20 protein-coding genes are annotated in these 17,542 nt (G+C 52.4%); 10 read left to right on the forward strand and 10 right to left on the reverse strand.

Translation table 11 applies throughout. The annotated features are described in order from the left end of the window. Positions 1–66: 66 nt before the first annotated feature. On the forward strand, positions 67–420 hold the full coding sequence (locus tag ACWR1S_RS26535; RefSeq protein ID WP_454565562.1) for a hypothetical protein: 354 nt from the start codon (positions 67–69) through the stop codon (positions 418–420). 258 nt (positions 421–678) lie between these two features. On the opposite strand, the gene ACWR1S_RS26540 is transcribed toward ACWR1S_RS26535, so the two are convergent. Further along, positions 679–1,845 carry a restriction endonuclease gene (locus ACWR1S_RS26540; protein ID WP_454565582.1) on the reverse strand — a complete coding sequence of 389 codons (1,167 nt, stop codon included), beginning with the start codon at positions 1,843–1,845 and terminating at the stop codon, positions 679–681. Positions 1,846–2,357: 512 nt separating this feature from the next. Here ACWR1S_RS26540 and ACWR1S_RS26545 point away from each other — a divergent pair. Then, positions 2,358–2,957 carry a hypothetical protein gene (locus ACWR1S_RS26545; protein WP_454565563.1) on the forward strand — a complete coding sequence of 200 codons (600 nt, stop codon included), beginning with the start codon at positions 2,358–2,360 and terminating at the stop codon, positions 2,955–2,957. A 746-nt stretch (positions 2,958–3,703) separates the two neighbouring features. On the opposite strand, the gene ACWR1S_RS26550 is transcribed toward ACWR1S_RS26545, so the two are convergent. The 3 genes from ACWR1S_RS26550 to ACWR1S_RS26560 form a co-directional block, all read right to left on the reverse strand. Beyond that, entirely contained in the window at positions 3,704–4,225 is a 522-nt protein-coding gene (locus tag ACWR1S_RS26550) for a hypothetical protein (protein WP_454565564.1), read from the reverse strand. A gap of 68 nt (positions 4,226–4,293) precedes the next feature. Beyond that, positions 4,294–4,704 carry a hypothetical protein gene (locus tag ACWR1S_RS26555; protein ID WP_454565565.1) on the reverse strand — a complete coding sequence of 137 codons (411 nt, stop codon included), beginning with the start codon at positions 4,702–4,704 and terminating at the stop codon, positions 4,294–4,296. 70 nt (positions 4,705–4,774) lie between these two features. Continuing rightward, on the reverse strand, positions 4,775–4,993 hold the full coding sequence (locus ACWR1S_RS26560; RefSeq protein ID WP_454565566.1) for a hypothetical protein: 219 nt from the start codon (positions 4,991–4,993) through the stop codon (positions 4,775–4,777). 670 nt (positions 4,994–5,663) lie between these two features. Between ACWR1S_RS26560 and ACWR1S_RS26565 the strand changes: the two genes are divergently transcribed. From ACWR1S_RS26565 to ACWR1S_RS26575, 3 genes are all read left to right on the forward strand, one after another. Then, a complete protein-coding gene (locus tag ACWR1S_RS26565) occupies positions 5,664–6,068 on the forward strand; it encodes a helix-turn-helix domain-containing protein (RefSeq protein WP_454565567.1) in 405 nt (134 codons plus the stop codon). An 81-nt stretch (positions 6,069–6,149) separates the two neighbouring features. Further along, a complete protein-coding gene (locus ACWR1S_RS26570; protein ID WP_454565568.1) occupies positions 6,150–6,620 on the forward strand; it encodes a hypothetical protein in 471 nt (156 codons plus the stop codon). Positions 6,621–6,699: 79 nt separating this feature from the next. Further along, complete coding sequence (locus ACWR1S_RS26575) at positions 6,700–7,524, forward strand: inositol monophosphatase family protein (protein ID WP_454565569.1); 825 nt, start codon at positions 6,700–6,702, stop codon at positions 7,522–7,524. Positions 7,525–7,962: 438 nt separating this feature from the next. Here ACWR1S_RS26575 and ACWR1S_RS26580 read toward each other — a convergent pair whose 3' ends face one another. Then, complete coding sequence (locus ACWR1S_RS26580) at positions 7,963–8,967, reverse strand: metallophosphoesterase (protein ID WP_454565570.1); 1,005 nt, start codon at positions 8,965–8,967, stop codon at positions 7,963–7,965. 167 nt (positions 8,968–9,134) lie between these two features. Here ACWR1S_RS26580 and ACWR1S_RS26585 point away from each other — a divergent pair, with 167 nt between their 5' ends. Together ACWR1S_RS26585 and ACWR1S_RS26590 are read left to right on the forward strand one after the other, a co-directional pair. Further along, positions 9,135–9,353, forward strand: coding sequence for a hypothetical protein (locus ACWR1S_RS26585; RefSeq protein WP_454565571.1), 219 nt, complete (start codon positions 9,135–9,137; stop codon positions 9,351–9,353). 67 nt (positions 9,354–9,420) lie between these two features. Further along, on the forward strand, positions 9,421–9,975 hold the full coding sequence (locus ACWR1S_RS26590) for a restriction endonuclease (protein WP_454565572.1): 555 nt from the start codon (positions 9,421–9,423) through the stop codon (positions 9,973–9,975). A gap of 106 nt (positions 9,976–10,081) precedes the next feature. Here ACWR1S_RS26590 and ACWR1S_RS26595 read toward each other — a convergent pair whose 3' ends face one another. After that, positions 10,082–11,092 (reverse strand): AraC family transcriptional regulator ligand-binding domain-containing protein, encoded by a 1,011-nt coding sequence (locus tag ACWR1S_RS26595; protein ID WP_454565573.1) that lies wholly within the window; start codon positions 11,090–11,092, stop codon positions 10,082–10,084. Between the two features lie 288 nt (positions 11,093–11,380). Between ACWR1S_RS26595 and ACWR1S_RS26600 the strand changes: the two genes are divergently transcribed. Beyond that, a complete protein-coding gene (locus tag ACWR1S_RS26600) occupies positions 11,381–12,064 on the forward strand; it encodes a glutathione S-transferase family protein (protein ID WP_454565574.1) in 684 nt (227 codons plus the stop codon). A gap of 131 nt (positions 12,065–12,195) precedes the next feature. On the opposite strand, the gene ACWR1S_RS26605 is transcribed toward ACWR1S_RS26600, so the two are convergent. Beyond that, positions 12,196–12,957, reverse strand: coding sequence for a methyltransferase domain-containing protein (locus ACWR1S_RS26605; protein ID WP_454565575.1), 762 nt, complete (start codon positions 12,955–12,957; stop codon positions 12,196–12,198). Between the two features lie 260 nt (positions 12,958–13,217). On the opposite strand from ACWR1S_RS26605, the gene ACWR1S_RS26610 reads away from it, so the two are divergent. Next, positions 13,218–14,033 carry a DUF1206 domain-containing protein gene (locus tag ACWR1S_RS26610; protein WP_454565576.1) on the forward strand — a complete coding sequence of 272 codons (816 nt, stop codon included), beginning with the start codon at positions 13,218–13,220 and terminating at the stop codon, positions 14,031–14,033. Positions 14,034–14,066: 33 nt separating this feature from the next. Here ACWR1S_RS26610 and ACWR1S_RS26615 read toward each other — a convergent pair whose 3' ends face one another. Next, positions 14,067–14,270, reverse strand: coding sequence for a hypothetical protein (locus ACWR1S_RS26615; RefSeq protein ID WP_454565577.1), 204 nt, complete (start codon positions 14,268–14,270; stop codon positions 14,067–14,069). 842 nt (positions 14,271–15,112) lie between these two features. Here ACWR1S_RS26615 and ACWR1S_RS26620 point away from each other — a divergent pair. Continuing rightward, positions 15,113–15,499 (forward strand): hypothetical protein, encoded by a 387-nt coding sequence (locus tag ACWR1S_RS26620; protein ID WP_454565578.1) that lies wholly within the window; start codon positions 15,113–15,115, stop codon positions 15,497–15,499. A gap of 184 nt (positions 15,500–15,683) precedes the next feature. Here ACWR1S_RS26620 and ACWR1S_RS26625 read toward each other — a convergent pair whose 3' ends face one another. After that, positions 15,684–16,148 (reverse strand): hypothetical protein, encoded by a 465-nt coding sequence (locus ACWR1S_RS26625; protein WP_454565579.1) that lies wholly within the window; start codon positions 16,146–16,148, stop codon positions 15,684–15,686. Positions 16,149–16,852: 704 nt separating this feature from the next. Then, complete coding sequence (locus tag ACWR1S_RS26630) at positions 16,853–17,407, reverse strand: hypothetical protein (protein WP_454565580.1); 555 nt, start codon at positions 17,405–17,407, stop codon at positions 16,853–16,855. Positions 17,408–17,542 lie beyond the last annotated feature (135 nt).

The raw sequence follows: 17,542 nt of genomic DNA on the forward strand, positions 1-17,542 counted from the left end.
TCAAGTTTCGAATTTCGCCTCCGTTTAAATAGTCATGCGACATATTTTCTGAGGACTATCGAGAACATGAGTACAAAACTGCCGCCGAACAGATTCTTCACGTTCAAGGATGGTTCGCCCGAAGGTGACTCACACGAAATTAGGCTCGCCGTCTTCACTCGGCACGACATTGCCGAGGGTGAAGTCATAGACGATGACAACAGCTACGCAGTTGTCCTGGATACAGAATCCAATGGAGTAATTTCTATCAAAATCGATGAGTCACGCTTTAGGTTCACGCCTAAGCAGGCGACGGCGTTAGCCTCAGCACTTACTGACCTCTCGAGAAATGACGGATGGGTTCCCGCCTCTGCTCTGTGCAATCCGCTCTGTGAGACCTTCATCATGGAGCGTGATCATTCCGGGCCGGAAACCATGTAAATCCTTGCAGTGGAGATAGCGATCGCACGATTCACCGGCTTGACTCTGTGCGTGCCCCTACGGGGATGGCTGTCGTAAACCGAGCCTAGCGGAGCCAAGTCTCGGCCCTGCCGGGCTCCCATCCTCACGCCTCCAGCCGTTTCGGCTTGCGCGCTCCGCTTGCTGCTCCGTCGGTTGAGCATGGTCTTTCTAGTCACGGATCTCGAAACCGCACCGATGTCGCGGGGCTAAAGTTTTTGCCCCGAAGGGCACCTACTTTTAAGCACTTTCTTCCTCGGCCTGGAAAACCTCGATGAGCTTCTGATTGTAGTCGTCCAAATAGCTCTGAAGCCCGTCCCGGTCGATCAGCCGGACGCCTGCTGTGCTGGCCAGCTCTTTGGCGGATTTCGTGTAGTAGGAGTTCGTGACTACCATCGCCTCGTCGCACCCATAGAAAGCTTTTGCGGAAATGGCTTGCTGCACTGCCGCATTACCTACAGAGCCAGAGTAGTTTTTAGCTTGGATCACCATGTTTTTTCCGAAGCGGCTGACGAAAAGATCAGCGCCTTGGTCAGCTGTCTTCTTAGTCTCTTTAACGTCGTATCCAATGGTCTGGAATATCTCAACCAGGAAGGCTTCAAACTGAAATCCGTCCATAGCGTCCACTAGGTACATGGTGATGAACTGGTTCGGATTGAAATGCTCCAGCTGAGATCCAAGCCGCTCGACGAGAATATCGAAATAGATCTCCTCGCAGAGACTCAGGCCATTCCGGAAAACCTGTATCGGGAGGAGTGGCACACCAGATGTCGAAGCCGCTTGAGGATTGAATTGCACATTGGGGAACGCAACGTCATTTTCCCACAGGTAGTAATAGAACAAAGCCAAGTCAGACCTGAAGGTCGTTCCTGCCTCTTCAATCCAAGAACGTAAGGTGTCGGCAAGGTCAGTTCGAATGTGTCGCGTCAACTCTCTGGAGAAGCCCAGATAGGCAGAGTTGAAGGCGGTGGTCTGTAACAGCTTGTCCAGAAGAGATGGAAGCCCTTCAAGCTCGTCAAAGCCTTTGCGAATCAAGACTTCCCTAAACAGTTCCCTCTCGCTGTACACACCATCCAATCGTGGCCCAGGTATGCCCGCATCATCGCTGCTACCTGCGCTTTCGCGAGTTGTGTGAATAAAGTTTGTGAAGTATGGCTGCTTAAGCTCTGCGTACTTTCTCAAAACGTTATTCAGGAGATCGTTGAGCTGGGCTTGCTCCTTCTTCTTCCCAAAAAAGTCTTGAATCAAGCCTTTGGATCTGTATTGAAAGTCGGGATAAAACGAAGGATCCAGCGGCGTGAGGTGTCGCAACGTGAGCTCTGATGACGGCGAGACCTGAGAGCCCATGCACCACGGGCATGCGATCTCGAAGGTAGTTCTGTTGCATCCATTGCATAAGTAAATCATCGCATTCATCCCTTCATGATTTGTCACGCGGCCTGCGCGTTTTCATGCTTGCGACAATATCTGAGTGCCATTAGCACGTCCACGCGTTCGCGTCTGGTTAGCGCCTATTTGCGTCGGCAAAAAAACTTCCTATACGGCTCAAGGTTTTTCAAAACGAACCGTTTTTCATATCTATGACATCTAGAGAAACCGGTTTTGAACCTACCAACGATCGCATTTGCACGCTCCTTAAAAGACGCCGTGCCGTTTGCCGAGACCATCCAGGGTCATCGTCAACGCAGGGCGTGGGAGCGCTTGGTCAGCTACATCGCGTCCTCTGACTCCCCTTCCGACTTTGACAGAGCTGCAGCCTTCGCTGAGGGCTATGCGCAAGCGCTCGTCGACGGTGAGCAGATCGAAATCTCAACAGAGCGTGACTTACTGATCATCTCAATCGTTGATGAGTGGCGGTGTCATTTCATCCGAACCAATGGTTCGTCCACCTTTAGCACTCCCCTCCTCCAAGGACATTCATGACTTCCAAATTTCAGCGCTACGCGGACGACGAAATTTCAGATCCCAGCCTCCGAATGCCACGTCAAATTTTGGCAACCAGCACCAACCAATATCCAATTGACATCTTGGTTTCTCGCTGGGAAAAACACTTGGTCGAACCATCTGTTGCTCACGAGAAGTACCCTTGGGCTGCGGGGTTCGTAATGGGCATTCCAGTTCCGTCTTGGCATCGCCCAGTAGTATGGAATCTGGGGCAAAAGGCTCGGTTCATCGTTTCTGTGTGGTCTGGAGGGGATCTTGGAAGCTATCTCACTAATGAGTGGTGTGATTCGGTTGCGGGGCGAGCAATGGCTGAGAGTAGCGATATTTTGATCGATGGCTTGCAGCGGTTGCATAGCCTTGAGGAGTACCTTCTTGATCGCTTGGCAGTCCCAGATGTTCAAGGACAACCAAGGGTTTGGTCTGAGATTGGCAATGGCGAACGGAAGCGTTTCTTGTCGACAGTCCTCATGCACGCGCATGTATCGTCTGATGACGAATTGTTGTTGCGAAAGACTTATGATCTTTACGCCATGGGTGTAGCTCCTCGTACGAACGAACAGCGTGCGGTTCGATAACCTAGCTTTTATTTTTCGGGCATGCCCCTCTGGGGATGGCTGTCGTAAACCAAGCCTCGTCTATCGACGGGTCTTGGCCCTGCGGGCTTCCATCCTCATGCCTTCGACCTTCCTGGTCTGCGCGCTCCGCTTGCATAGTGACCAAGGTCACCACCTAGCTTGGACATTTCTTTCAGCTGCCACATACTAGCCTCATCCACTTAGGAACGGGACTCAGAGAATGGCGTGGTCATTTTGGAAAGACAAACGTCCTGAATGGATTCAGGCAGAGGAGCGAGCCTTCATCAAGGCAGCCAACGGTTTGAAAACTCTGCAGACAACTCCTCGCGGTGGGATGAGGATTGATCCTGAAGAGCTCAGAGACCAGATTCTGGCCTCTCGAGAAAGGTACAAAGATCTGGTTGAGAAATAGGGATACCGGTGGCGAGCCAGTTTGGAGCCTCATCGAGAGTAAGCTGACCTGCTTTTCATCCTCGCCTGTGCCACCGAACAAACGCCAGTGAGGCTCGTATTTACTTCACGAGTTGACCCTATGGCGTAAGTGGTAGTCGAACACCTATATGTAGCTCGCGCCGACTTCTATGAAAAGGAGGCTCCCTAACAAATGCTGAGCATTTTCTTAACCGCTGCGCCGGACGCATACGACCTGCCTTGATTGCGTACGGGCAGCATGGATGAAGTTTGTTCCTGGCTGTTCAACCTCGTGAGGTTGTTATTGCAGTCATTTTGTGCGGAGATCTGTCGATTTAAGGCTTCGCGATTTTTTGGCAGGCCCTAAGCAAGCCTTCGCTCAGCCAGAACGCATCATCTTCAGTGAACGAGTAACACATAAAAGGAAATACCAACTCATAACCCCCACCCTCAATTGTGCAGACCACGATTGACGTGGTGCCTGAAGGTGACTCCTCACAGACGTCTGCGCTCGCATCTTCAAACGCAATCTCGCCAGAAGCCGAGTATTGAAAGCCGCGTATTCCAATTAATCTGCGAACCTTGAACAATCCAGTCGGACGATTTTCGCCTACGGCTTGATCACCTTCCTCATCACCACCAATAGCCAGTGCTTCTCTCAGGCATGACGAAATCTCTTGTGCGACGTCAGGAGTGACACTGAGCCTCACGATGTCTAGCTCGATCATGATTCGCGCCGACGGCAGCACTTCGATTGCGCATGTGTATTTTTCGTCAAAATCTAGGCCGCGCCAGCAGTCGAACTCTCTACAAAGACGAAAATCAGAAGATGCTTTTGAAGTTGGATGAAGCTTCATGGAAACGCCTTATTTATTTGCTCTTGTAAATACAAACGGATGCGTTTCGAGAAACTTGAGATGCTCTCCTAATTTTTTTCGTCGATGGCTGATCGGTACGCTTCTAGGCGCTGATTTTCCTGCGTCCAAAGATTAATAAATTTTTCAAAATCATTAAGGAAAGGGCCTGCTTCAACCCGAGTCGATCCGATGCTCGCTTGGAGGAATCGCTCTCGCCACGGTTCCGGAATGCTCCCTTCACGAACGATTTGAAGGCCGCACGAGCGAGGTTCGATAACCACAAGGTCGCGAAGATCCTCGAGTTTCGCCACATCTCTCAGCAACCTGTCGGCTTCATCCTGGCGTGCGATTTCGTCGAGCATAGACACGACTGGAGTGGCTTTGGGATCGCCTGGCAGAAGATCAGATAGCGTCCACAAAGCTTTCCTCCTGATCTTCTCTCGCTCACGCAGATTCTGATCAACAGCACCGCTAGACATTAGGTTCTCCTCCTTAATGCGGACACCCTGACCTCCTCTTAAGGTCGCGGGCTTCGTTGGCTGAGCTATTTCAATGTGACCGCCGGCCAAATCCGCCAGCGCCGGAGAGTTGCTCCTCCACGAACTCAATTGACGAGCTCAGCTCGTGCTGTATTTCTTCAAAGACTGAGTCTAGCTCGGGATGAGCACCTGACTTTCTAAGCTCCGCTATTAACCTCGAAAGCTCCCGCCCCTTGGCCATCGGCATTTGAACATTGCAGTACACTGTGTCTTTGTAATCACGACTCATAAGTCCTCCAAACTAGGAAGCTGAAACCGTGATGTTGGTATGTACCGGCGCTGCAATCAAGCCTCGTTGGGAGTGCTATGTCTTACGATCGGAATGCAGCAGTGAATCGGCGATTGACTGAAGTAATTCCGGTGCGCGCCCCTGCCGGGGACGGCTGTCGTAAACCAAGCCACCCGCCAGGGCGGCGTCTTGGCCCGCAGGGCTTCCATCCTCGCGCCTCGGCCTCTCGGCCTCTCGGCCTGCGCGCTCCGCTTGCCACCACACTCCCAGCTGATTTTTGGTGTCGCGGCTACGAAGAATTTGATACTTCTCTTAGCCTATCCTTGGTAAAACTTGCTCTGGTTTCTACTCAGCCTCTGAGGAGTCGCAAATTGCTTGAAACTCAACGGGTGAAAGGGAGGGCTTACCAGTCCGCTAGAGATCCTGAGCGCGTGCTGATCGAAGAGCGAGCAAAGGCGCTATCAGCGGCCGGCTATCCGCTGCCTGAGGATGACTCGGCGATGTACGCTGAGCAAAGACTGCGAGAGGCTAGAGAGGCGGCGCGGGAACCCCAACCTTGTCTGGTAAGCGAAGCCACTCCAATCGACATACCGTGATTGCCTCCACATGGGTAAAATGTCTCATAAAGCGCGACCACGCTCAAAAAGACTGGCTGATTAGGAACGTGTTTATGACGCTCAAAATTGCTTTTGCTGCTGTGCTAAAAGCGATGCGCGCGGGCAAAGGATTGACCCAGAGAAATCTTGCGGAAGTCAGCAGTCGAACATACGTTTCGAAACTAGAGCGCGCCCAGTCAAGCCCCACGCTGGAGATGATAACGGCTTTGAGCGGCCCGCTCAGAGTAAGTCCTATGACCCTGGTCGCCATTACCCTATGCGCTGAGTCGGGAGAGTCCGTTGACGCTTTGCTGCGTCGCACCCAAGAGGAACTGGCGAGCCTAGGCCATGAGGGAGTTCTCAAAAATCTGGCAATCTCGTCTTGTGATGAGTTGCCAGCGCGACGTCTCTCTCCAAAGCCCCAAAATCATCGCTCAGTGACGAAGTCCCAGCAAGTCGAATTCTGTTTCGCTGAATAAGCGCTGTTCATCGCCACGTAATTAGACGGCAGATACGGCCACGGTAGTGGCACACCGGTGGAAAGCCCAAGAGGTCAAGTAATGCGTAATTTCGATCTTGACCTGAGTAGGGTTACCTACGAGCACTTCATCACCGGCAAGGCAGCCATAAACTTCCCGAGGCCTCACACCACTTCGGGCGGATGGCACTACCTAGCATATTGGAACAGCAAGGTCGGTGAGGCGAAGGTGTCGCTTGCTGGTATCCACTACCCCGACACGACATTTTGCTTTGGTGATACGGGCATCTTTAACGTAACCGATGAACTAGAGCGGAGGGGGTGGAAGATCGATCACCAGATCTATATGGCCGATCACTTCCGCGCAACCGGGGATATGGTTGTCAAATGGGTGTTCACCCATTCAGAGTTTTGCAATGTCGAGCTATCCGAGTGGTTTCCGGACGAAGATGATTTACATGCCATGGTCGGAATGCTCAGAGGTGCCATCAACAAGCTGGGAAACGTTCAAGGCGATCGTCTGAGTCGATGGCTTGGTTCGCAGCTCCTGTAAGATGGTAGGAGCCTTGTCTATTTGCTTAGGAACACGGCATCACCCTCCACTCCTCCGCCCGTGAGCTCGTCAGGTCGCCATGATAAATACACAACTGCAGCAGATTCTTCCCCAGGTGATCAAAGCTGTGGAGCGGGCGGGTGTGTTATTGGCAGAGGAATGTGTCCGTCCGGACGGCCGCCGGGGTTGCGGAGATAAAGCTGAAATCGACGTCGAAATCGAGGTATTTCTCCGTGAGGAATTGCTGAGAATTTTGCCATGCGATTGGTGGGGTGAAGAGACCGGCCACGTACTTTCCGGCAACTCCTTCTGCTGGGTTGTTGACCCGAACGACGGCACCAGCGACTTCCTCAAAGGCTTCGATGGATCGGCCATCTCAGTAGGATTGCTTCACAACAATCATCCCGTTTTGGGCGTAGTACATGCACCTGTCACACCATTTGGGATTCCAGACTGCATCAGTTGGGCGCAAGGTATGGATCAAGTGGTTAGGAATGGAGCCCCCATCTATGTCGACCTTTCAAAACAGGTGCTTTCGAAGGAGAGCATGGTGATGGTGAGCGCTGCTGCTGGCAACAAACCGCAGACCAATCGCGCACTCTGTGCGCCGGCAGGTTTTTACCCGATGCCATCAATTGCATACAGGCTGGCGAAGGTCGCTGCTGGTGACGGAGTCTGTGGACTGTCTCTTTATCCGGTGTCAGCCCATGACGTTGTCGCAGGGCATGCATTACTGATTGGTGCAAAAGGTGTATTGCTCAACGAATCCGGTGACCTCATTCACTACAGCACCGAATTAGAAATGCTTAAGGTTTGCCAACGATGCTTTGGTGGTGCGCCCAGTGTTTGCTCAGAAATGGCAAGTCGCGACTGGGCAAAAGTCTTTGAGACGTCGGCGAACTAAGGCGCTTTGAAAAGCGGGATCATCACCTACCCATTAGAGATGGCATATGGCCATTTTTTTCGAAAAAAAATCATTCCTTTTGGAATCAAAAAGTAGCCGCGACTGAGGTCGCAAAGGTGCCATCTACATACACAACACTGGCTTCGCCGCCCCCCATCATGCATTCCAACGCAGAAAAAACGGATAACAGAAGCAAAAAAAAAACAAAAGGAGCGCAAGCCTACAGAGCAACAGAAAGGCAATCGGGTCGATTGCCCCACAGCTCAAGGCAGGCAAAAAATGGGGGACTTTTGTAGGACGTCGCTTTTTTGTTTGTTTTCAAATATAAGGTCTCCGGTTTGAAAATTTACTTTCAAGGGGGCGGGGGAAATATATTTTCGGTTTGTGTGACGAGAGCATCCTGAAGATTCATTTTGTGAAGCCCACCAGAGTAGTAAGTCAGGCGCCGAAAAGCCTCTGAAGCAGCTGCTCCGTCTGCGTTCCACTGTACCTTGCCTTCAGCTCATCAAGCTTGGCACCTCTGCGCTCGCCAGTAAGTAAGCTAAGCCCGTGCAACGCGTTAATAAGCTTCTCAGATTCGGCGTCCTCATCTCTCATCGTGATCCACGATGAGTTCACCTGCTTGGCCAAGGCTTCAGCCTTACCGCTAAGGCTCTGCGATTCAATCAACCTGTTGCCATTTACTTCTGTCTTAAGCTGACTGATGACGTGCTCCAGCTCCTGTAGCTGCTCTGAAATGCTCTCTGCGCTATCAAGCGACAAAGGACGCCCATCAACATAGATAGTGTCTTCTTGGACACAGTAGATTCCCAAAGGGCCGTCCCCTCCTCCCGTGCAGTCTAGCGCGAGAAAATTCCCCAATCTCAGCGGTTTCGGAATCCACGTATGTCCCGAGCAAACTCTCCAGATGCCTGGAACACCGTCACGATAATGCTTGATGATCCGTTCCCGGCCCCACAGAGCGATCTCTTCGATCTGAGCATTGTCTAGACTCCCAACGAACTCCTGCCAAGAAATCCCCGCCGGCACATCGGCATGAACGACACCGACCAGGCCACGTGGGGACTGAATCTCTATGGCGGTGGGAAGACGCTCCAGCCTTTCGATCACCATTCCTTTTGACTCATCGGCGATCGTTGCCCACCATCCCGCACCGTGGGAGCTATAGCGTGCTTGTGGGTTCTCACGATAAGCGTTTATCAGCATCTGTTCGTGATTGCCTTGGACACTGAAGAACCAAGGTTCGCCAAGCAGTTTTAGCCCATCCAGCATTCCGGGCCCACGGTCGATCAAATCGCCTACAGCAATAACCCGATCAACCGCACTGTCAAAGCCTAGCGCGCGAAGCCCCTTATGGAGCTCGATGGTTTTGAAGTGGATATCACCGACTACAAAGTCACGGCCCACTTCATTCTTGGGGAGTCGCAAAACCGTCTGCTTCATCTGAGATCGGTACTCCGGAGCATTTGCCGATGGATTGACTGAGTAGCACCATTGTACTCGCTCGTTGGGACACATAATTGGTCGCCGGCGAACCTGCCCTTGTCTGCACCGTGTGAGCCAGCGGTGAGATGAACTAGGCTCTGTGCATCATCCCAAGGAAGACCGCCATGCCAGAGAATTCTAACTACAAGATCGCCACGGCGGACGCCCTTACATTGCTGCTGCATAACCAGCACGCACTAGGTGCAGCAATAGAAGAAATAACCAAGTGGCTTTCAGAAAATGGCGTAGGAAGCGTAGCCACTCATGCGATGTCGGCCATGGAAGCGCTGGACACAAATGCTCAAGCCATCACCGATTCCATTTTGAGGATTCGACAGTCTTAGGTGCTGTTACCCCGAGCCATGCGCACCTATCGCGCACTGCCAATTCGACTGAACAATAAGGAAAAGAATGTTCCCACCAATGGCGAATCCCAACCTCGAAATTACCGCCACTGAATTCGAGTTCTTGGTCAGGGACTGGATCCTCAAGCAAGGAAGTGAACTGACATCGCTGGAGGTTACGCACGACGCAAAAGTCGAGGCCTACGACTCAACCTACCAGATCGACGTGCTGGCGAAATTCCAGGCCTTCGCAGGTGCCGAATTCATCGTGCTGATTGAGTGCAAAAAATACCGTAAGGCAGTCGAGCGGGAGCTGGTTCAGGTACTGCACGACAAGGTGAGATCTGTGGGCGCTCATAAAGGAATGCTGTTCACCACAACAGGGTTTCAATCCGGAGCGATAAAATACGCAAGGGTGCATCGTATTGCGCTGGTGTCGATAATCGACGGTGCAGCAACCTATCATACCCGCTCGGCTTTTCCAGTTGATGCGAAGCCACCGGCCTGGCTAAACCTTCCGAAATTTTCGCTCTGGCACGTCGGTGAAAATGACACTGGCAACATCACGATGAAATCCTTAGGTCGTGCTGATACGGAGCTCAACGATATGTTTGGTGACTAAACCTATCTCGGCAGTCCAGTTACGCATATCCAGGAATGCACGGCTGTAGAGGTTTTTAGGCTAGGGTGAGGTCTATGGCGCCACGGCAACGGCATAACGCAATACGTTAACTATTTAGCCGCCGCCAGTTTCCTGGTGTTACTTTCTCCCGATCCCGGAAGGCTCTATAAAACGAGTTGGTGTCCTGATAACCAAGTCGGTATGCAACCTCTTTGATCTCTGTTGCCCCACCGCTTAGCAGCTCACGGCTGAGCTCATTCCTCGCCTCGGTCAGTAATGACCTGAATGTTTTACCCTCAGCGGAAATTTTTCGCTGGAGTGTGCGAGGACTGAGGCCCAGTTCCTTGGCCACTCTCGCAACGTCAGTGCCTCCATCAGCCATCATCAGCTTTAGCGTGGCCTTCACTCTTTCACCCAAGCTGGCATGCTTTGCAATATCCTCTACTGCGCTTGCCAGCGCGGGTGTTAGCATCCGCAGTAATTCTGGGTTGTGCGTGGGGAACGGCAAATCCAAGTCCACAGAGTTCAGCACGAGCTTGTCGCGCTTCGCGCCAAAGCGGATTGGGCAACCGAAAAACTCCGCATGCTCGGTCGATACGGGTGCAGGGCGCCGCAGGTCTACCGACGCAGGGAGAATATGTTTGCCAGAGCCTCTACGTCCGACTTCCAGCAGCAATGCAAAGCTTGCTTCCACCGCTATGTAGGGCTCGGCTGGAGTGCCGACGGGCCACTCTGTGGTCACTGATGTCTTTCCATTGCGCGCTTCGAAGCACAGCCGGTCAGGGCTGCATAAGCGCTTGAATCGTGCCAGTCGAGTTAGTCCATCTCGAAAGTCCGCCGCGTATGTGGCAGCCAAGAACGCAAGCATGTGTTTCGCGGTACTTGTCTCGGAGACCATCCTGATGCCCGACGCAGTGTCAGCGCTCAGTGCCTCAACGGCATCCCAGATGGCGAAGAGTCGTGATGTGCTGATCACGATAGTGTCGTCGAGGTGCCAGGTTTCCGGCAGATTCGCGTGACGCAATACGGCTGCGGGCTCGAGCCCTAGCTGAGTGATCGCTTGCCAAAATGATTGGGGAAGTTTGCAGGCACTAGAAGGCACGTTGTTCATGGTCATTTGTTGTCACCCTCCTCTGATATTTATCGAAAACTAGAGACTCAGTGCCTGACTCAGGTCGTCATAGCAAACGATGCCTGGGAATTCCGCCGACCTAAGACGCTGGACACTTCACATCTCATCGTGCCCTCGCAAATGGTGCACAGCTACACGCCAGGAGACTAAATTTTCGATAGTGAGAAATGGCACTGGCACGAATGGCGAGCATTGTGGCGTGCTTTGCTAGATTCGTCAGCTTCCAACCTATCTATTCTCCAAAGGCAGCTTTCGACAGTCAGGAGAATAATTGTGAGCATCACCTTCTATACCAACCCCAACTCACGCGGACGAATAGTGCGCTGGATGCTTGAAGAGATCGGCTGTCCCTATGAGACCGTAGTTTTGGACTACGAACGTGCAAGCGAGGGAGATCCATGGGGTGGAGCAGCGCTCGAAAGACCTGACAGCACAGACGTTGAGCGAAGCAAGTTCTTCACCGAAGTGAATCCTATTGGAAAGATTCCCGCAATCGTACACAACGGTCGGGTCATTTCGGAGAGCGCAGCTATCTGCGTTTACCTAGCCGAAACCTTTCCAGAAGCGTTACTCGCTCCCACACCTGAAGAACGGGCCGATTATTACCGTTGGATGTTCTTCGCAGCAGGGCCTGTGGAGCAGGCTGTGACCAATTTTCGCGCAGATTTTAAACCAACAACCAGCCAAGAGTTTTTCCTCGGCTATGGCAGTTACGAGCGGACGGTAGACCAATTGGAGTGGGCTACCTCAGCTCACCCGTACATCGCCGGTGATCGTTTCACTGCGGCGGACGTTTACGTAGGCTCCCACGTGGGTTGGGGTTTAGGACTTCAAACCCTGCCTTATCGCCAAGCCTTTGTTGATTACGCCCAGAAGTTGACGATGAGACCTGCCTACCAGCGCGCTGTGGCGAAAGATAATGAATTACTGGAATCGCTCAAAAAGGCATCCAGCTAAATTACCTGATTGCGTAGGATCTCGGCAGCGAGCCGGTCGATTAATGCCGCTCAAGCTCGCTTCTGGGAAACATCATCACCCATCAATGTTATCTCCCGAGCCTCAACCCCAAGCAGTGCCGGTGCTTGGGGCTAAGCCTGGCCCGGCTTGTGTGCCCACGCCCCGAACATTACATCCCCAATGTAGATTCCACCGGACTGCTTTCGCTCATCGTCCAGACGTTGCTGCAATGTTTCAATGCCGACCTCATCTGGTGTCGCGACCCCAAGCGCAATTATGCGTGGTAAGCAGGCACGTATTATGTAGCCCAGGCCATAAGGTGTATCAGGGGTTTGTACGACACATTCAGCACGTACATCCCAGACACACAACCCGGCAGTGGTGAGAATACTGTGTAGGTTGAAGCCGATATGCAGGTCGGCGCCTTCGCGCGCAATCATTTGCTGTATCCAGCCCTGAGCAGTTCTGTGCAGGCTGAAGGCGTCAATGCTGGCTGGAGCCATCGTCGTATCATGTTCCTGGAAAACCATTACTCCGCCTGCACGAAGATGCTTGACCAATGCACTTACGGTCGCAACGGTATCTGCCTGGTACATGAGCACTCGTCTGCCCACAATGGCGTCAAACATGCCGATAGATTCAGTAAGGTCGAGCAACCCGCTTTGAATGAAAGTGGGCACAGGGTGTTCAGCGGAAGCCTCGCGTTTACGTGCTGTAGTGAGTGCATCATCGTCGCGATCAATCCCGACGACTTCGCCAGTCTCGCCGACCAGCGTGCTTAGCAGAAAGGTAACGTCTCCCGTTCCGCAGCCGACATCCAGAACACGCATCCCATCACGGATTCCTGCATCAATTAGAAGTTGTGTCGTGAAATCCCGCTTGGCAGAAGTCATGTGTTTAGCTCCAAAATTCAGCCCGGAGTCTGAAGTACGCTTCCCGATAAACGCAATGAGCAACTGCGATTTACAGTTATCCGCCTCTCGGCCCGTTTGCGATTGAGAGCAACGATAAGGCGCACCGCAGAGCGTGCAGGTGTCAGAAGACGTTCAATGACGGATCTGTATGTAATAAATCGCTGCCGTCACCTACTTGGTAACAGAACCCCGCCCCACAAGAAGGGTCTGCTTTGTATCAGATCTCGGGAATACATCGAATGTCAGCGCAACACAGCCTAGTAATACTCGCTCGGGGAGGCTACGCCGCTCGGGGATTGCTGTATTTGATCGTCGGTATTTTCGCGTTGCTCGCAGCACAAGATTCGACAAAACCGAAGGACAGCCACAAGAGCCTCGAAGCATTGCTGAGCCAACCATTCGGCTATTTTCTGGTTGGGCTTGTGGTGGCGGGTCTGCTCGCGTTTGCGGCGTGGCGCGTGCTTCAGGCAACGCGTGATGTCGATCATCATGGCAAAAAATTCAAAGGTTTGGTAATTCGCGCAGGTCTGTTCGCGGGAGGTATGGTCAACGGCGCTCTCGCGTTTTTCGCGTTGGGCCTACTCATTAGCGGTATTAAAAGTTCGGGCGATTCCGGAGGGCAAACCAAAGACTGGCTAGCGCATTTTTTGTCTTGGGATCACTCGAATTTATTGGTGTACCTGATCGCTCTCGTTCCCCTTGGTGTGGGTGTTGCTCACATCATCAAGGGATGGAAGGCGTCGTTCGAGAACTATTTTGAGGCCGACGAGGAAGTCATGCGCTACGTCCGCCCTGTATCACGATTCGGACTAATTGCCCGTGGAGTCGTGTTCTTAGAAATTGCGTTGCTAATGGCCATCAGCGGTTCCACCTATAAAGCCATGAATCCACCTGGTATGAAGGAATCACTTGATGCGCTCCAAAATCTACCAGCTGGTTGGTTGATTTTGATGGTGATGGCCCTGGGGCTCATTGCCTTCTCGGTTTACAGTTTCTCTGAAGCCTTTTGGCGCAAGATCAACATGGATGTGCCTGGAGTGCCGAGCAGGGATTGATTAGAAACGGAAGTTTCACGGCCATGAGGATCCTTACTCGCACCAAGGCCCCCACATTGGCGGGTTGTCCACGATATCGATAGACGTACTGAGTTCGTCTTGCATGTGCTCGAAGACTTTATCGAGACGGGGATGAGCGTTCGATTCTCGCAGTACATTTACTAATTCCAGAAGCTCTCGGCCCTGGGCTAGTGGCATCTGGATATCGCAGTATACCGTGTCATCGTCTTGTCCCATGCCCTCACCTGCTCAGTCTTTTTCATTGATATCTTGCGGCCCTATGCTGCCCCAGGTACCGCATCTCTGCTCCCCAACTCGCCAGGAATTTATCCCAGTCTGCGGCGTATGGCCCATCAACCAACCTGGTCGATCCGATGCTTGCCTGATAGAATCGCTCCCTCCAGGGCTGCGGAATACTCTGCTCCAAAATGATGTCGATGCCGGAGTTGTGACGCTTCGCTGAGACTGAATTACGAACCTCAATGAGCTCGAGTGGGTTATCGCTATAGGACGTACCACTTCGTTCTTGTTCGTCGAGCTCATCAAGGATGGTAAGAAGCTCGGATGCTGCAGAATCATCAGGACGGAGGCTTGCAAGCGCCCACAGAGCTCTTCGCCTAGTCCTCTCACGCTCGCGGAGTAAATCGCAGGTCATTTCAGCCTCCTTTTCACAAAGCTGGGCGGTGGTTATGGCGTGCTACCTTCGGCGGATGGCTGGCGTGAACCGAGCCACGGCAAACCGCGTCTCGGCCCTTCGGGCGCTCATCCTGCACGCCTGCGCGCTCCGCTTGCCTTACAGTTCAAATGCATTAGCTGCGTTGGCTGGATGTGGATAAGATCGATGCTTGTCGGCAAGATTAATCTCAGATCGCATGGGTGATAGTAGGAGACCGACTCAGTGGACATTGCTATCGAATTACCGGGGAAATCACAAATAGCTCAGGATGCTCATTTGGGACGACCACACATGCATTTTTTTGCTCACACCATGGCCATTACCCAGTTCGATTAGTCTCCACTGACGGTCGTTGATATCTGGTGTATATCAATCGTCTACAGTTCACTCAAGCCAGGTGTCTATGGATATCAAGCATCGCCTCCATCTGACGGAAAAATTCCCGCACATATTTCCAGCCTCTGCCCCTTCGACAAACAGCCCTTTCCTGTTCGAGTGCGAGGATGGATGGCTAGACCTGATAGATGGCATGTGCAACCTCATTCAGCAGCGCGTGGACGATGGACGCTTGGAGCAAGTGGTAGCCAGACAGGTCAAGGAAAAACAGGGCCAGCTTCGCTTTTACTACAGCGGCGCATCTGGTGATCTTTACCTAGAAGGGATTGTGGCAATGGCAGGCGAAATGTCGTTTTACACCTGTGAAGTCTGCGGTTGCCGGGGAACATTTCGTAATGGTGGAAGATTCTTTCGCACCCGGTGTGATGAGCATGATGGAAGGGAGCAAGAATGATCGAGCTCACCAGCAAACCCTTGATTGATTACATCGGTCTCCAACTCGCCTGGGGCTTGCCATGCCTACCAGGTACGTGATCACCTGCCTTCGGTTCAGCGGTCGCACAAGCTGTGCTACATCCATACTTCAATGGACTCATCGCTTTCGCATAGCTGAGGGTCGGTATCCTCCCTCTGATAGTTCAACCTTCGAAAAAAGCACGACAAGCGTTCATCAAAGCAGTTGCGTCATTTAGAACTCGGTGATGCCTGGCTGTCGGCAGTCGCCGGTAGATTTCACTGGCAGCCTCCCGGCCCACAAAAACCTCCAAAGGCTTCAACTCGAAGGTGGGCATCAGATCTGCGGCCTCGAAAAGCACATCGAACCAAAAACTGTCTTGAGGTGAGTCGCTACAAAGCACCTGGCCTGAAAACAGCTGATTCATACTTCTCGCCACAGCGACTGGGGTATCACCTTCCTGATGTAACTGATCTTGAGTGAGATCGTGCATGTCTTGCGCATCGAACGACCAGTACGTCCAGTACCGGACTGGCTTGATAAGCGAGCTGAAAGAGGTCTCATTCGACACGACGGCGACCTCGATAGGATAGCTATCCGGGGCTATCCCTGAGGCTTCGAAATCGATAAAAAAAGAAGGCCGTTCCACCTTGCTGCTCCTGTTTTACGGTGGATTTTCAGCGGCTACACCGACTGCTTGTGTGGTTGCGCCGCCATCGCTCGCCAGCCGTTCTAGCTGTTAGTAGCCTGTGCAACTCGGTGATTTTGCAGATGCTGCATCTCACGCTCCCATTCAACCAAAAATTTATCCCAGTCTGTGGCGTAGGCCCCATCAGGAACTCTGGTCGACCCGATGCTTGCCTGATGGAACCGCTCCCTCCAGGGTAGCGGAATAGTCTGATCTAAAATGATGTCGATTCCAGAGTTGTGGCGCATCACCGAGACAGAGTTACGAACCTCAGTGAGCTCGAGTAGCCTATCGCTACAGGGGGTGTCGTTTCGCTCTTGGTCGTCGAGATCATCGAGGATGACAAGGAGGTCGGATGCGTTGGGATCACCAGGACGGAGGCATGCAAGGGCCCACAGAACCCTTCGCCTAGTTCTCTCACGCTCGCGGAGTAAATCGCAGGTCATTTAAGCCTCCTTTTCACAAAGCAGGGCGGTGGTTATGGCGTGCCGCCTTCGGCGGATGGCTGGCGTGAACCGAGCCGTGGCAAGCCACGTCTCGTCCCTACGGGCGTCCATCCCACACGCCTGCGCGCTCCGCTTGCCCGATACTCGCAGCCAAAGGAAAGTCTGGCGCAGCGATCCTGAAGCCGGGGCGGGTGTAAGCGTGCCCTACGCACAGGACAATTACTTGTGGAGCTTACTAAAGCGACTCGATAGCGCTGCGGCTTCGGTAGTTTCCCAAGCTTCAGGATCAGATGTAGCGTTGAACATCGCCCATGCCCTCCACAGGAAAAATGCGGCAACCACGCTCGACTCAATTACTGCAAATACCGTAGTGGTATACATATAATCCGAATTTTCTCCAAACAAGAAAAGCACTGGGAATATCGAAGCTATCCAGCCGGCGACGAAAGTTAAGCAAAATGCTATGGCCGCAGTGACCGTCAGGAAAAGCGGGACTTGATATCTGTACTGGGTTGCAAATGATTTCTCGCCGTTTTGCTTCGCTAGGCCGTACAAGATTCCTGTGTTTTTTTCCTTGTCATTACTTCTTTTAAAAAGCCCATACAAAGTTACACTCTCGCCGGCTTCTAACTCTTCGTAAAGCTTATTCGACACTTGCAAATTCGGGATAACTGCACCGTCAATGCTGACTTTAGCTTTATGTCCGCCGTTCATTCGATCAACAGATCGAACGTAGTCAACTTTTCCTGAAACTTTCACGCAATCGAACTTCATCACTCACTATCCCTGCCTTCGCTTAAAAAAGTGGATCTGGTTCTTGCCAAGACGTCGCTAAGTGACGATTGCAGGCAGGCTTACGCGGGCCATAAACGTCGGACTTGATGAGCGCGTCTCCCATCGAGACGTCCC

The sequence above is a fragment of the Pseudomonas sp. AIG genome (assembly GCF_977020205.1).